8 protein-coding genes are annotated in these 15,461 nt (G+C 71.6%); all 8 read left to right on the top strand.

The annotated features are described in order from the left end of the window. The first annotated feature begins 91 nt into the window (after nt 1–91). The 8 genes from AB0D53_RS27235 to AB0D53_RS27200 all read left to right on the top strand — a co-directional run bounded on the left by AB0D53_RS27235 (nt 92) and on the right by AB0D53_RS27200 (nt 15,428). A complete protein-coding gene (locus tag AB0D53_RS27235) occupies nt 92–2,542 on the top strand; it encodes a sodium-translocating pyrophosphatase (protein ID WP_362451175.1) in 2,451 nt (816 codons plus the stop codon). Nucleotides 2,543–2,867: 325 nt separating this feature from the next. Further along, nucleotides 2,868–3,485, top strand: coding sequence for a small secreted protein (locus tag AB0D53_RS27230; protein ID WP_362451172.1), 618 nt, complete (start codon nt 2,868–2,870; stop codon nt 3,483–3,485). Between the two features lie 49 nt (nt 3,486–3,534). Beyond that, on the top strand, nt 3,535–5,049 hold the full coding sequence (locus tag AB0D53_RS27225) for a class I SAM-dependent methyltransferase (protein WP_362451170.1): 1,515 nt from the start codon (nt 3,535–3,537) through the stop codon (nt 5,047–5,049). A 416-nt stretch (nt 5,050–5,465) separates the two neighbouring features. Continuing rightward, nucleotides 5,466–5,663, top strand: coding sequence for a hypothetical protein (locus tag AB0D53_RS27220; protein ID WP_362451168.1), 198 nt, complete (start codon nt 5,466–5,468; stop codon nt 5,661–5,663). A gap of 329 nt (nt 5,664–5,992) precedes the next feature. Continuing rightward, nucleotides 5,993–8,848, top strand: coding sequence for a type I DNA topoisomerase (topA, locus tag AB0D53_RS27215; protein ID WP_362451166.1), 2,856 nt, complete (start codon nt 5,993–5,995; stop codon nt 8,846–8,848). Nucleotides 8,849–9,021: 173 nt separating this feature from the next. Then, on the top strand, nt 9,022–12,165 hold the full coding sequence (tmk, locus tag AB0D53_RS27210; protein ID WP_362451164.1) for a dTMP kinase: 3,144 nt from the start codon (nt 9,022–9,024) through the stop codon (nt 12,163–12,165). A gap of 242 nt (nt 12,166–12,407) precedes the next feature. Further along, nucleotides 12,408–13,613 (top strand): DNA polymerase III subunit delta', encoded by a 1,206-nt coding sequence (locus AB0D53_RS27205; protein WP_362451162.1) that lies wholly within the window; start codon nt 12,408–12,410, stop codon nt 13,611–13,613. Nucleotides 13,614–13,883: 270 nt separating this feature from the next. Beyond that, nucleotides 13,884–15,428, top strand: a complete 1,545-nt coding sequence (locus AB0D53_RS27200; RefSeq protein ID WP_362451160.1) for an alpha/beta hydrolase — start codon at nt 13,884–13,886, stop codon at nt 15,426–15,428. Nucleotides 15,429–15,461: the final 33 nt, after the last annotated feature.

Below are 15,461 nucleotides of genomic sequence, written 5' to 3'. Positions count from 1 at the left end.
AGGTCAATTGCATTTACCGCGCACTGTTTTGATCGGCTTCTGCTCCCTACAATCCGTCCACGTCTTGAGCGCTGAGCGTCAAGGAGGACGTATGGCGGAGTTCTTCAACACCCCACTGGCAGGACCCGCGCAAGATTCCGCATTTTCCGCGCCTTCCGGCCGGTCCACTTCTCTGGCGGCTGCGGTTCTCACCGATGACAATCGCGTCATCGTGATCGTCGTCGCGGTCGTCGCCGTCGCCGCCCTGGTCGTCGCCAGACTGCTGGTGCGCCAGGTGCTGGCGGCCGGCGAGGGCACCGACCGCATGAAGGAGATCGCGGCCGCCGTGCAGGAAGGCGCGAATGCCTATCTGGCCCGGCAGCTGCGCACCGTCGGCATCTTCGCCGTCGTGGTCTTCTTCCTGCTTCTGCTGCTACCGGCCGACAACTGGTCGCAGCGCGCGGGCCGTTCGTTGTTCTTCCTGGTGGGTGCCCTTTTCTCGGCGACCACCGGATACATCGGGATGCGGCTCGCGGTACGCAGTAATGTCCGTGTGGCCGCTGCTGCGCGTGAGGCGACTCCCGCGGAAGGCGAGCCGGAAAAAGATCTCACCACCGTTTCGCACAAAGCGATGAAGATCGCTTTTCGCACCGGTGGTGTGGTCGGCATGATCACCGTGGGCCTCGGTCTGCTCGGCGCTTCCTGCGTCGTGCTCGTCTATGCCGCCGACGCCCCGAAGGTGCTGGAGGGCTTCGGCCTCGGTGCCGCGCTGATCGCCATGTTCATGAGGGTCGGCGGTGGCATCTTCACCAAGGCGGCGGACGTCGGAGCCGACCTCGTCGGCAAGGTCGAGCAGGGCATCCCGGAGGACGACCCGCGCAACGCGGCCACCATCGCCGACAACGTGGGCGACAACGTCGGTGACTGCGCCGGTATGGCGGCCGACCTCTTCGAGTCGTACGCCGTGACGCTCGTCGCCGCACTCATCCTCGGCAAGGCCGCCTTCGGCGACTCCGGGCTGGCCTTCCCGCTGATCGTTCCGGCGATCGGCGTGATCACCGCGATGATCGGGATCTTCGCGGTCGCCCCGCGGCGCACCGATCGCAGCGGTATGACCGCCATCAACCGCGGATTCTTCATCTCCGCGGTGATCTCACTGGTGCTGGTGGCCGTGGGCGTCTTCGTCTATCTGCCGTCCTCGTACGCGGACCTGGCCGGGGTCACCGACAGCGCCATCACCTCGCACGGCGGTGACCCGCGGATCTTCGCGCTGGTCGCCGTGGCCATCGGTATCGTGCTGGCCGCCCTGATCCAGCAGCTGACCGGCTACTTCACCGAGACCAGCCGGCGTCCCGTCAAGGACATCGGCAAGTCCTCGCTGACCGGTCCGGCCACCGTCGTACTCGCCGGCATCTCGATCGGTCTGGAGTCCGCCGTCTACACGGCGCTGCTGATCGGCCTGGGCGTCTACGGGGCGTTCCTGCTCGGCGGTACGTCGATCATGCTGGCGCTCTTCGCGGTGGCCCTGGCGGGGACCGGGCTGCTCACCACCGTCGGTGTCATCGTCGCCATGGACACCTTCGGCCCGGTCTCGGACAACGCGCAGGGCATCGCCGAGATGTCCGGTGATGTCACGGGCGCCGGTGCGCAGGTCCTCACCGACCTGGACGCCGTCGGCAACACCACCAAGGCCATCACCAAGGGCATCGCCATCGCCACCGCCGTTCTGGCGGCGTCGGCGCTCTTCGGCTCGTACCGCGACGCGATCGCCACGGCGGTCGACGGCGTGGGGGCCAAGGCCGGGGAGATGACGCTCAGTCTGGACATCTCGCAGCCCAACAACCTGGTGGGCCTGATCCTCGGTGCCGCGGTCGTCTTCCTCTTCTCCGGTCTTGCGATCAACGCGGTGTCGCGCTCGGCCGGGGCCGTGGTCTACGAGGTGCGGCGGCAGTTCCGCGAGCACCCCGGGATCATGGACTACAGCGAGAAGCCGGAGTACGGGCGCGTCGTCGACATCTGCACCAAGGACGCCCTGCGAGAGCTCGCCACGCCCGGCCTGCTGGCCGTCATGGCGCCCATCGCCGTCGGCTTCACGCTCGGTGTCGGAGCGCTCGGTTCCTATCTCGCGGGCGCCATCGGCACCGGCACCCTGATGGCGGTCTTCCTCGCCAACTCCGGTGGTGCGTGGGACAACGCCAAGAAGCTCGTCGAGGACGGTCATTACGGCGGCAAGGGCAGCGAGGCCCATGCCGCGACCGTCATCGGCGACACGGTCGGCGACCCGTTCAAGGACACGGCGGGGCCGGCGATCAACCCGCTGCTCAAGGTGATGAACCTGGTCGCCCTGCTCATCGCCCCGGCGGTGGTGCAGTTCAGCTACGGGCAGGACGCGAGCGCCGGCGTGCGCGCGGTGGTGGCGGTCGTCGCCGTCGCGGTCATCGTCGGCGCGGTCTATGTCTCCAAGCGGCGCGGAATCGCCGTGGGCGACGCGGAAGATCCCGGCGACGGGGACGGAGGAGGGGACAGGCCGGCCAAGTCGCCGGGCCAGGCGGCCGTTTCGTGACGCCGCGGCCTGGGCGGGGTGCCGGTACATAGCCGGCCTCGGCTCAAGGACCGGGCGGGCGGCGCGTTCTGATGCCCCGTCCGCCCGGTCGCATCCCGGCCGACATGTCGGCCCACTGCTGACCTGCCGTCGATCCGTCCCCCGTCCGCGTGATTGCTCGTGCGGGTGTCCCCGGATGCCGAGGGCTGTGCGGGTGAGTTGTATCTCCCTCATTTCCCTTGGTGCAAATGGCTGCAAAAGGTTACTCATCGGACACCCGGCACCCGGGCGGAGGGCGCTCGCCGTGTAAGTTCCGGGGCCGAGAGCCTTGGAAGGGACCGATCCGGTGAACAAGAAGCTTGCGGCCGCGCTGTCCGGTGGTGCGGTACTGGTACTTATGCTGTCGGGCTGCAGCAGCGACGACAACAGCGACAAGGTGAACGACTGGGCCAAGAAGGTCTGCGACCAGGTGCAGCCCCAGCTCCAGAAGATCGCCAACGCCAATGCCGCGATCCAGCAGCAGACCGCCGACAACAGCAAGCCCGCCGACGTCCAGAAGACCGACTCGGCCGCCTTCCAGCAGATCTCGCAGGCGTACAAGGCACTGGGTGCGGCGGTCGAATCCGCGGGCGCGCCACCGGTCGACGGCGGTGAGACCACGCAGAAGGAGGCCGTGAAGGAGCTCGATGCGTCCTCCGCGGCGTACGCGAACCTGCAGAAGAAGGTCGACGCCCTCGAAACGAAGGACCAGGCGAAGTTCGCCGACGGGCTCAAGGGCATCGCGGACGAGCTGACCAAGATCAGTACCAATGGTGACGAGGCGCTGAAGAAGCTTCAGTCCGGCGAGGTCGGCACCGCGATGGCGAAGCAGAAGGGCTGCCAGAAGCCGACGGCCTCGGTACCGCCGAAGTCCGGCACGTCCCCGGCTGCCGCGCCTTCCGCCTCGGCCGGCAAGAAGTCGTGACCGGGCGGCGGCAGCAGCGGTTGTCAGCGGGAGCGGCCACAATGGGTGGGTGAGTACGACCAGTCTCCCCGTGCCCGACCGTTCGCCCCGGCTCCGCGAAGCCCTGCTCGCCGCCGCCTTCACCGCCGACGGGCTGCTCGACCTGCTCGGTGCGCCCGCCTACGCCGCGCTCGCCCGCAGCGAGACGGTCCCGGCGCTCCGCGCCACCCGGGGCGACTCCCCGCTCGACACGCTGGTGCGGCTCTTCCTGCTCCAGCACCCCGTGCCGTACGAGCGGGCCCGCGCCGCGCTCCCGCTGGCCGAGTGCGTCGAGGACGGCTGGGTGACCCACGCCGGCGAAGAGGTGCGGGCCACGGTCGATGTACGGCCGTACAGCGGGCCCGAGGGGCAGGACTGGTACATCGTCTCCGACCTGGGCTGTGCGGTCGGCGGCGCGGGCGGCATCGGCTCGCGCGAGGAGGGCGTGGTCCTGGGGGTCGGCGGGGCGTCCACCACGCTCGCCGGGATCACCGTCCGTACGCCTGTCGCCTCCGCGCTCGACATCGGTACGGGCTCCGGCATCCAGGCGCTGCACGCCTCGCAGCACGCCACCCGGGTCACGGCCACCGACCTCAACCCGCGCGCGCTGGACTTCACCCGGCTGACGCTCGCGCTGTCCGGCGCAGCCCCGGCCGAGCTGCACCAGGGCTCGCTGTACGAACCGGTCGGCGCCGAGACGTACGACCTGATCGTCTCCAACCCCCCGTTCGTCATCTCGCCCGGCGCCCGCCTCACCTACCGCGACGGCGGCATGGGCGGCGACGACCTGTGCCGGACCCTGGTGCAGCAGACCGGCGACCGGCTGAACGAGGGCGGATACGCCCACTTCCTCGCCAACTGGCAGCACGTCGAGGGCGAGGAGTGGCAGAGCCGGCTGAGTTCCTGGGTCCCGTACGGCTGCGACGCCTGGATCGTGCAGCGTGAGGTCCAGGACGTCACGCAGTACGCCGAGCTGTGGCTGCGCGACAGCGGCGACCACCGCACGGACCCCGCCGAGTACGCCGCGCGGTACGACGCCTGGCTGGACGAGTTCGAGGCCCGCAGGACCAAGGGCGTCGGCTTCGGCTGGATCACCCTGCGCAAGTCCGCCGCGGCCGCCGCCGGCAGTCCGTCCGTCGTGATCGAGGAGTGGCCGCACGCGGTGGAGCAGCCGCTCGGCCCGGCCGTCGAGGCCCACTTCGCACGCCAGGACTACCTCCGCGAGCAGGACGACGCGGCGCTCCTGGCCGGGCACTTCACCCTGGCCGCCGAGGTCGTGCAGGAGCAGGTCGGCCTGCCGGGCGCGGAGGACCCGGAGCATGTGGTGCTCCGTCAGAACCGGGGCATGCGGCGTGCCACGAAGGTCGACGCCGTCGGTGCGGGCTTTGCCGGTGTGTGCGACGGGTCGCTGCCCGCGGGCCGGATTCTGGACGCGATCGCCCAGTTGATGGACGAGGACTCGGTGCTGCTGCGCGACCGGACCCCGCAGGCGATCCGGCTGCTGGTCGAGGAGGGCTTCCTGGAGCCGGTTCCTCCGGCGAGTTGATCGGCGCCGGACCGGTCCGGCGCGGCCGGTGACGCGCCGGTCGTGCGCCGCTCGTGCCGCTGGTCCTCCCGGGCTCCGTTCCCTTTCGGACGCGTACCGCCGTACGTAAAGAAGGGGCGCTGCGATCAGCGACTTCCGTGTCGTCGCCGTCCGGTGCGCCGTGGAGGCCGCGGATTCCGGATGATGCGCGGGCGAGGGTTCCGGGCGGCGGCCGGAACGACTCGCCGGCCGGTCCGCGCCCGGGGTGCCCGCCCCGTGTTCGCTCCCCCGCACGCCCCATATCCGCGAGGCGGGACGGAGGCAGACGAATCCGGCCATTCACCCGGGGTTCGCATCGGCGACGCCCTCGGGTGACAGCCTCCCCTGGACCGGAGCGCACCCGCCCCGGCCGGGCAGGGACAGGGAGGCGTACGCGTATGGAGAGCGGACCTGCGGTCTTCGCCGGGGCGGTGTTCGCGCTGTCCGGTGCCGCGCTGCTGCTGTGGACGGGGGCGCGCGTCCTGCACCGCGCGCCGGTGGCAGATGGTGTGAGTCCCGTCGCCTCCGCCACTCTCGCCACTGTGTTCGGCGTACTTTTTCTCGTCCTCGGCGTGTGGTGCTTCACCCGTATCTGATCCACTCCCCACCGGCCCGGCCCGGACCCGCGGAACACGGCAGGCAGTGGCGGGGAACACGCCCGGACCGTACGCGGCCCGCCGCCGGGGCCCGCAGCGCCGCGACAGCACCCGGAAACCCGCAGGCAGTGACCGCGCACACGGCGTACCGGACGGTCCGGGCGGCAGGAATGGCGGAAGTCGGGTTACCGTTCGAGTGGCCGTTGCGGGCTTTTGCCGTTTGACACGGGGGCGGGTTGTACCGTCACACTCCGCAGCGACAGCACCGTCGGCAGCGTCATCGCGTTGCCCGGATGCCCACCGAGCGTCGACCGGAGAGAAGAGCGAAGTTGTCCCCGACCAGCGAGACCGCACAGGGCGGCCGCCGACTCGTCATCGTCGAGTCGCCTGCCAAGGCGAAGACGATCAAGGGCTACCTCGGCCCCGGATACGTCGTCGAGGCGAGCGTCGGGCACATCCGCGACCTGCCGAACGGCGCCGCAGAGGTTCCGGACGAGTACACCGGCGAGGTCCGTCGGCTCGGCGTCGACGTCGAGCATGACTTCCAGCCCGTCTATGTCGTCAATGCGGACAAGAAAGCGCAGGTCAGGAAGCTCAAGCAGCTGCTGGCCGAGTCCGATGAACTCTTCCTCGCCACCGATGAGGACCGCGAGGGCGAAGCCATCGCGTGGCACCTGCAGGAAGTCCTGAAGCCCAAGGTCCCGGTTCACCGGATGGTGTTCCACGAGATCACCAAGGACGCGATCCGGGCCGCCGTCGCCAACCCGCGCGAGCTCAACCAGCGCATGGTCGACGCCCAGGAGACCCGTCGCATCCTCGACCGCCTCTACGGCTACGAGGTCTCGCCGGTCCTGTGGAAGAAGGTCATGCCGCGGCTGTCGGCCGGCCGTGTCCAGTCCGTGGCGACCCGGCTCGTCGTCGAGCGGGAGCGCGAGCGCATCGCCTTCCGCTCCGCCGAGTACTGGGACCTCACCGGCACCTTCGCCACCGGCCGCCCCGGTGACGCCTCCGACCCGTCGACCCTCGCCGCCCGCCTGAGCACGGTCGACGGCCGCCGCATCGCACAGGGCCGCGACTTCGGCCCGGACGGGCAGCTGAAGCCCGGCTCCGGCCAGGTGCTGCACCTGGACGAGACGAACGCCCGCGCCCTGGCCGCCGCGCTCGCCGACGCCACGTTCGCCGTACGGTCCGTCGAGTCGAAGCCGTACCGCCGCTCCCCGTACGCCCCGTTCCGTACGACGACCCTCCAGCAGGAGGCGAGCCGGAAGCTGGGCTTCGGGGCCAAGGCCACCATGCAGGTCGCGCAGAAGCTGTACGAGAACGGCTTCATCACCTACATGCGTACCGACTCCACGACCCTCTCGGACACCGCGGTCTCCGCGGCCCGCGCGCAGGTCACCCAGCTCTACGGCGCCGACTACCTGCCGGACAAGCCGCGCACGTACGCCGGGAAGGTCAAGAACGCGCAGGAGGCGCACGAGGCGATCCGCCCCTCCGGCGACCGCTTCCGCACCCCTGCCGAGACCGGCCTCAGCGGCGACCAGTTCCGGCTGTACGAGCTGATCTGGAAGCGGACCGTCGCCTCCCAGATGAAGGACGCGGTCGGGAACTCCGTCACCGTCAAGATCGGCGGCCGGGCGAGCGACGGCCGGGACGCCGAGTTCTCCGCGTCCGGCAAGACGATCACCTTCCACGGCTTCATGAAGGCGTACGTCGAGGGCGCCGACGACCCGAACGCCGAGCTCGACGACCGCGAGCGGCGCCTGCCGCAGGTCGCCGAGGGCGACGCGCTGTCCGCCGAGGAGATCTCGGCCGACGGCCACGCCACCAAGCCGCCGGCCCGCTACACCGAGGCCTCGCTGGTCAAGGAGCTCGAAGAGCGCGAGATCGGCCGCCCGTCGACGTACGCGTCGATCATCGGCACGATCCTGGACCGCGGCTATGTGTTCAAGAAGGGCACGGCGCTCGTCCCGTCGTTCCTCTCCTTCGCCGTGGTCAACCTGCTGGAGAAGCACTTCGGCCGGCTCGTCGACTACGACTTCACCGCGAAGATGGAGGACGACCTCGACCGCATCGCGCGCGGTGAGGCCCAGTCCGTGCCGTGGCTCAAGCGCTTCTACTTCGGCGCGGGCGACGACGACACGGCGGGCGCGGGCGCGGCCTCCGACGCGGGCAACGGCGACGGCGACCACCTCGGCGGCCTGAAGGAGCTCGTCACCGACCTCGGCGCGATCGACGCGCGGGAGATCTCCTCCTTCCCCGTCGGCAACGACATCAAGCTCCGCGTGGGCCGCTACGGCCCCTACATCGAGCGCGGGGAGAAGGACGCCGAGGGCCACCAGCGCGCGGACGTGCCGGAGGACCTGGCGCCCGACGAGCTGTCCGTGGAGTACGCGGAGGAGCTGCTGGCCAAGCCGAGCGGCGACTTCGAGCTCGGCGCGGACCCGGTCACCGGTCACCAGATCATCGCCAAGGACGGGCGTTACGGGCCTTACGTCACCGAGGTGCTGCCCGAGGGCACCCCGAAGACCGGCAAGAACGCGGTGAAGCCGCGGACCGCCTCGCTCTTCAAGACCATGTCCCTGGACACGGTGACGCTGGCCGACGCGCTCAGGCTGATGTCGCTGCCGCGCGTCGTGGGCGAGGACGCCGAGGGCGTCGAGATCACCGCGCAGAACGGCCGCTACGGCCCGTACCTGAAGAAGGGCACGGACTCGCGGTCGCTCACCTCCGAGGACCAGCTCTTCGACATCACGCTCGAAGAGGCCCTCGCGATCTACGCGCAGCCCAAGCAGCGCGGCCGGGCCGCGGCCAAGCCGCCGCTGAAGGAGCTGGGCACGGACCCGGTGAGCGGGGCTCCGGTCGTGGTCAAGGACGGCCGCTTCGGCGCGTACGTCACCGACGGCGAGACCAACGCGACGCTGCGGACCGCCGACAGCGTCGAGGACATCACGCCGGAGCGCGGCTACGAGCTGCTCGCCGAGAAGCGCGCCAAGGGACCCGCCAAGAAGACGGCGAAGAAGGCCCCGGCCAAGAAGGCGACCGCCAAGAAGACCGCTGCCAAGAAGACCACGGCAGCCAAGAAGACCGCGGCGAAGAAGACGACGACGGCGAAGAAGACGACGACCGCCAAGAAGGCGACCGCGGCGAAGAAGACGGCTGCCGCGTCGTCGGCCGAGGACTGAGCGCAGGTCTGAGCGGTACGCGTCGAGTACGCAGGAGGGGGCCGGGTGATCCGGCCCCCTCCGGCGTTCGTACGGGCTCCGGTGGGGCGGACCGGAGGTGCCGGGACGGCTCGGGCGCCCATATGTTCGGACGGGGCCTCCGGGGACCCCGCCGCTCCGGATAGGCTGGGCGGATGACGCGAGCCGAGCAGCCAACGGTCGTGAGCCCCACCTCCGACACACTTGCCGCAGACTCACGCGAGCGCGCCGTACGAGCCCTGTTGCGTGTTCCCCCGCTGAAGCGGTTGTGGAGCGCGCAGCTCGTCGGCAGTACCGGCGATGCACTCGCCCTTCTCGTGCTGGTGCTGATGTCGCTGCAAGCGGCGGTCCTGGAGGGCTCATTCGGAGCCGGGTACCGAGGTGCGGCCTTTGCCGTCGCCGCGGTGTTCGGTGCCCGGATCCTTGCCACCCTGCTCTTCGGAGCCGTACTCCTCGGGCCGCTGACGACGCTCACCGCGCCCGGAGGGCCGCTGGACCGGCGGTGGCTGATGATCGGGACGGACGGCCTGCGGCTCGCGCTGCTGGTCGTCGCACCGCTGTGGATCGACTGGATGCCCGACAAGGCACTCATGATGATCCTCATCACCGTCTTCGTCATCGGTGCCGCCGAGCGCCTGTGGACGGTCGCCAAGGACGGCGCCGCCCCCGGGCTGCTGCCCGCCCCGCCCCCCGAGGGCGCCGCGGTGCGCCCGCTGCCCGACCACCTCGACGCACTGCGCCGGCTCTCCGTCCGTACCGACTTCGCCGCGATCCCGGTCGCGGCGGCCGTCCTGTTGATCGCCACCCTCGTCGGCAACCTGCTGGGCTCGGGCCTGGAGTGGTTCTCGATCCACCAGGCGGCCCTCGGCTCGTACGTCGCGGCCGGGCTCTTCTCGGCGTCGATCTCCACCCTGTACTTCCTGGAACTGCCCGGTACGCAGACCCCGCGCCCGCGCTCGCCGCTGGAGGGCCTGCGGAGGCCGTCGGCCGGCAGCGGACCCGACCGGGGCCGTACCGGAGCCGTCCCGCTGATCGTCGGTGCGTCGGCGGCGGTCGCCGGGGCCATCGCCGCCGCCGCCGCGGTCTCGGTGCTGCACGCCGCCGACCTGGGCGGCGGACCCGCCACCTTCGCGCTGCTGATCCTCGCCCTGACCGGCGCCACGGGAGTCGGCATCCGGACCGCGGAGAAGGTGCTGCCCGCCCTGTCGCGGCGCCGGCTGCTCGCGCTGGCCACCGCCGTCACCGGTATCGCGCTGCTCGCCATGGGCCTGGTGCCGGACACGGCGACCGTGCTGATGATCGCGGTGCTCGCCGGATACGCCGCGGGCGTCGCCGCCCACACCGGTCATGTCCTGGTCGACCAGGAGACCGAGGAGTCCCGCCGCGCCAGGACCACCGAGCACCTCCAGGCCGTCGTACGGGTCCTCATCGCGCTCGGCGCGCTCGCCGGCCCGCTGCTGGCCGCCGCGATCGGCACCCACCGGCTGGCCTCGGGCGACTTCGTCTTCGAGCACGGCGGGGCGGCCTTCGCCCTGATGCTGACCGGCGCGCTGCTGCTGCCGGTCGCCGTGATCGTCCTCGCCAGGACGGACGACCGCTCGGGCGTTCCGCTGCGCCGCGATCTGCGCGAGGCGCTGCGCGGCGGCGACCCGGCCGTCGCCCCCGCCGCGACCGGATTCTTCATCGCGCTGGAGGGCGGCGACGGCGCGGGCAAGTCCACCCAGGTCGAGGCGCTCGCCGAGTGGATCCGCGCCAAGGGCCACGAGGTCGTCGTCACCCGCGAGCCGGGCGCGACGCCGGTCGGCAAGCGGCTGCGCTCGATCCTGCTCGACGTCTCGTCGGCCGGGCTGTCCAACCGGGCCGAGGCACTGCTGTACGCCGCCGACCGCGCCGAGCACGTCGACTCGGTCGTCCGTCCGGCGCTGGAGCGCGGCGCGATCGTCATCTCCGACCGCTACATCGACTCGTCCGTCGCCTACCAGGGCGCGGGCCGCGACCTCTCCCCGACCGAGATCGCCCGGATCTCGCGCTGGGCGACGAGCGGGCTCGTACCGCATCTGACGGTGCTGCTGGACGTCGATCCCCAGACCGCGCGGGAACGGTTCACCGAGGCGCCCGACCGGCTGGAGTCCGAGCCGCCGGAGTTCCACGCCCGGGTGCGGTCCGGCTTCCTGACCCTGGCCGCGGCCGACCCGACCCGCTATCTGGTCGTGGACGCGGGCCAGGAACCGGAGGCGATCACCACGGTCGTACGCCACCGGCTCGACCAGCTCCTGCCGCTCTCCGAGGCCGAGATCAAGGCCCAGGAGGAGGCGCGCAAGGCTGCCGAGGAGGAGGCCAGGCGCAAGGCCGAGGAAGAGGCGGCCCGCAAGGCCGAGGAGGAGCGGCTGGAGCGCGAGCGACAGGAACAGCTCGCCAAGCTCCGTGCCGAGGAGGAGGAGCGCAAGGCCCGCGAGCTGGAGGAGGCCCGCCGGCGCGAGGCCGAACGCCAGGCGGAGGAGGCCCGGCAGCGGGCCGAGGAGGCCCGCCGGGTGGCCGAGGAGGAGCGGGTCCGGCGCGAGGCCGAGGAAGCGGTCCGCGAGGCCGAACAGGCCAGGCTCCGCAGGCAGGCCGAGGAAGAGGCGCGGCTGCGCAAGGAGGCCGAGGCGCTGCGGCTGGAGAAGCAGCGCAAGGCCGAGGAGGCACTGCTGCGGGCCGAGGAGGCGCGCAGGCGGGCCGAGGCCGAGGCCGCCGCCGCGGCGGAGAAGGCCCGGGCGGAGGCGGCCGCAGCGGCGTCCGTGCCGGAGAACGAGATCACGGTGCCCACGCCGATCGTCGACCCGAACGACGTGACGCAGCAGGTGCCCGCGCCGGACAGCCCGTCGTCCCGGCACTCCTCCTCGCACTCCGACGATGCCGAGACGGCGATGATCCCCAAGGTCCGGGACCGGTCGGAGCGGCCCGGTGCGGCGGACGAGACGGCGGTTCTCCCGCCGGTGCGGGACGCGGATCCGGCGGACCGGATTCCGCGGGGCATCTTCCGCGACGAGCGCCCGGCGGGCTCCGCACCGGAGAGCGAGAACGAGCGCACCCGCGAGCTTCCGCAGATCGGCGATCCGCACGCGGGCACCCCGCAGCCGGCCCAGGACCACCGGGAACGCCAGGAGCGCCTCGCCCGCCGTCCTCGTCCCGACTGGGCCGAGGAGACCCCGCTGGACGATCTGCCGACGCTGGCGGACGAGCTGCTGGGCGATCACCGCGACCAGCCCGACGACGGGGACCCGGGCCGTTCGGGCCGGGGACGCCGCCCGCGCCGCTGATCCGTGAGGCTGCCGGGCGGGCGCTTCCGTACCTGCCCGGCCCGGCAGCCGGACCGTCCTGCAGGACCGTCCGGACCGTCCGGCTGCCGGGATTGTCAGACCCGTCCCCCACAATGGGAGTCGGATCGGGGAAGCCGGACCGACATGCGGCGGCATCAGCGCCGCAACCGGCGACATCGGAGCTGCGCGGCGGCATCGCACGAGGCCGCGCGGCGCGCACACCACCGGAAGGGCGGTGACTCATGACCGTATGGGACGACCTGGTCGGCCAGGACCGGGTGCAGGAGCAGCTCGGCGCCGCCGCCCGGGACGCCGATGCGCTGGTCACCGCCCACTCCGCGGGGGAGCCGGTCGCGCCGGGATCGAAGATGACCCACGCCTGGCTTTTCACGGGGCCGCCGGGCTCCGGCCGCTCCACCGCCGCGCGTGCCTTCGCCGCCGCCCTCCAGTGCACCAGCCCCGACCGCGCCCTGGGCGGCGCACCCGGCTGCGGCTTCTGCGACGGCTGCCACACCAGCCTCATCGGCACACACGCCGATGTCGAGGTGGTCCGGACCGATCTGCTCTCCATCGGTGTGAAGGAGACCCGCGACCTGGTCCGCCGCGCCCAGCTCTCCCCGGCCGTCGGCCGCTGGCAGGTCATCGTCCTGGAGGACGCCGACCGGCTCACCGAAGGCGCGGGGAACGTACTGCTGAAGGCGGTCGAGGAGCCCGCGCCCCGCACGGTGTGGCTGCTCTGCGCGCCCTCCCTGGAAGACGTGCTGCCCACCATCCGCTCCCGCTGCCGTCACCTCACACTGCGCACACCTCCGGTCGACGCGGTCGCCGATGTCCTGATCACGCGTGACGGCATCGATCCGGAGCGGGCCGCGTCCGCCGCCCGGGCCACCCAGGGCCACATCGGCAGGGCCCGCCGCCTCGCGACCGACGAGCAGGCGCGCTCGCGCCGCGCCGCCGTGCTCAAGCTTCCGCTGCGGGTCGAGGACATCGAGGGCTGCCTCAAGGCCGCCCAGGAGCTGATCGACACCGCCACCGATGACGCCAAGCAGGTCTCCGAGGAGGTCGACGCCAAGGAGACCGAGGAGATGAAGGCCGCGCTGGGCGCAGCTGCCGGGGGACGGCTGCCGCGCGGTACCGCGGGGGTGATGAAGGAGCTGGAGGACAGACAGAAGCGCCGCAAGACGCGTACGCAGCGCGACAGCCTCGACCTCGCGCTCACCGACCTGACCGGCTTCTACCGCGACGTACTGGCCATCCAGTTCGGCTCGCGGATCGCCATCGCCAACGGGGACGCCCAGGACGCCCTCGACCGCATCGCCCGCTCCTCCACGCCCGAGCGCACCCTGCGCCGGATAGAGGCGGTGAGCGCCTGCCGCCGGGCGCTGGACCGCAATGTGGCGCCGCTGCTCGCGGTGGAGGCGATGACGATGGCCCTGCGCGCGGGCTGACCCGGCCTGACGGCGGCCGCGCATCCGTGCTCGGCCCGGTTCGTGGCGGTCCATTCGTATCCGTATCCGTATCCGGCCCGGTCAGTGGCCGCGCATCCGCACCCGCATCCGCACCCGCACCTGGCCCGGATAGTGGCCGCTCACCGCACCCGGCCCGTTCGCGATCGCCCGTTCACGATCGCTCATTCACGATTGCTCATTCGTGATCGCGTATTCACTCGAACGGGGAGCGAATCGGGCGAACCGACCTGCGGCGACTACGCTCCGGGAATGGACTCCAGGCGCTCGCTCCGCATTCTCGCCACCGCGCTCGGCACAGCCGGCCTTCTCATCTCCGGCTGCTCCGGCGGCAGTTCGACGAGCGCCCCGCCGTCCGCATCGGCCGCGTCGTCCGCGCCGCCCGTCCCCGCAGGGCTCAAGTCGTACTACGCGCAAGAGCTGAAGTGGCGGGACTGCGGTGTCGAGGGATTCCAGTGCACCACCATGATCGCGCCGCTGGACTACAAGAAGCCGGACGGCGGCGACATCAAGCTGGCCGTCTCCCGCAAGAAGGCCACCGGCCCGGGCAAGCGGATCGGCTCCCTCCTGGTGAACCCCGGCGGTCCCGGCGGCTCCGCCGTCGAATATCTCCAGAGCTACGCGGCCGTCGGCTACCCGGCGCAGGTCCGGGCCCGGTACGACATGGTCGCCGTCGACCCGCGCGGAGTGGCCCGCAGCGAGCCCGTCGTATGCCTCACCGGCCCGCAGATGGACGCCTACACCCAGGTCGACCAGACTCCGGACGACGCCCGCGAGGTCACCGCGCTGAACAAGTCGTTCAAGCAGTTCGCGAACGGCTGCGAGGAGCGCTCCGGCAGGATCCTTCCCCATGTCTCCACCGTCGAGACCGCCCGCGACATGGACATGCTGCGAGCCCTGCTCGGCGATGATCAGCTGCACTACGTCGGGGCGTCGTACGGCACCTTCCTCGGCGCGACGTACGCCGGACTCTTCCCCGCCCGGGTGGGCCGACTGGTCCTCGACGGCGCGATGGACCCGTCGCTCGACGCCGTCGAGCTCAACCGTGAGCAGACCGAGGGCTTCGAGACCGCGTTCCAGGCCTTCGCCGCCGACTGCGTCAAGAAGAAGGACTGCCCGCTCGGCACCACCTCGACCGCCGACGCCGCCACCCGTATGAAGCGGTTCTTCTCCGATCTGGACGCCCACCCGATCGCCACCGGCGACTCCCGCAGGCTCACCGAGTCCCTGGGCACCACGGGGGTCATCGCCGCCATGTACGACGAATCGGCCTGGCCCCAGCTCCGGGAGGCCCTCTCCGCCGCCCGGCGCGGCGACGGCTCCGGCCTGCTCGCCCTGTCGGACAGCTACTACGAACGCCGGCCGAACGGCACGTACGCCAACCTCATGTTCGCCAACGCCGCAGTGAACTGCCTGGACCTGCCCCCCGCCTTCGCCGGCACCGAGGCCGCCACCCGGGCCGTGCCCGGCTTCGAGAAGGCGTCCCCGGTCTTCGGCAAGGCCTTCGCCTGGGCCGCCCTGAACTGCGCCGACTGGCCGGTCCCGTCCACGGGCGCCCCCCACCGCATCGAGGCGAAGGGCGCCGCCCCGATCGTCGTCGTCGGCACGACCCGCGACCCGGCCACCCCGTACAAGTGGGCTCAGTCCCTGGCCGGCCAGCTCGACTCCGGCACCCTCCTCACCTACCAGGGCGACGGCCACACGGCGTACGGCCGCGGCAGCGACTGCATCGACACGGCGATCAACACCTACCTCCTGGAAGGCGCCCCGCCGACCAAGGGCAAGAAGTGCTCCTGACCACTCCGCCTCGCCCCTGACCTGCGAAAACGT

The sequence above is a fragment of the Streptomyces sp. NPDC048295 genome, from assembly GCF_040652135.1.
In the GTDB taxonomy this organism is placed as follows: domain Bacteria; phylum Actinomycetota; class Actinomycetes; order Streptomycetales; family Streptomycetaceae; genus Streptomyces.
This window is presented reverse-complemented; position numbering and strand designations above follow the sequence as displayed.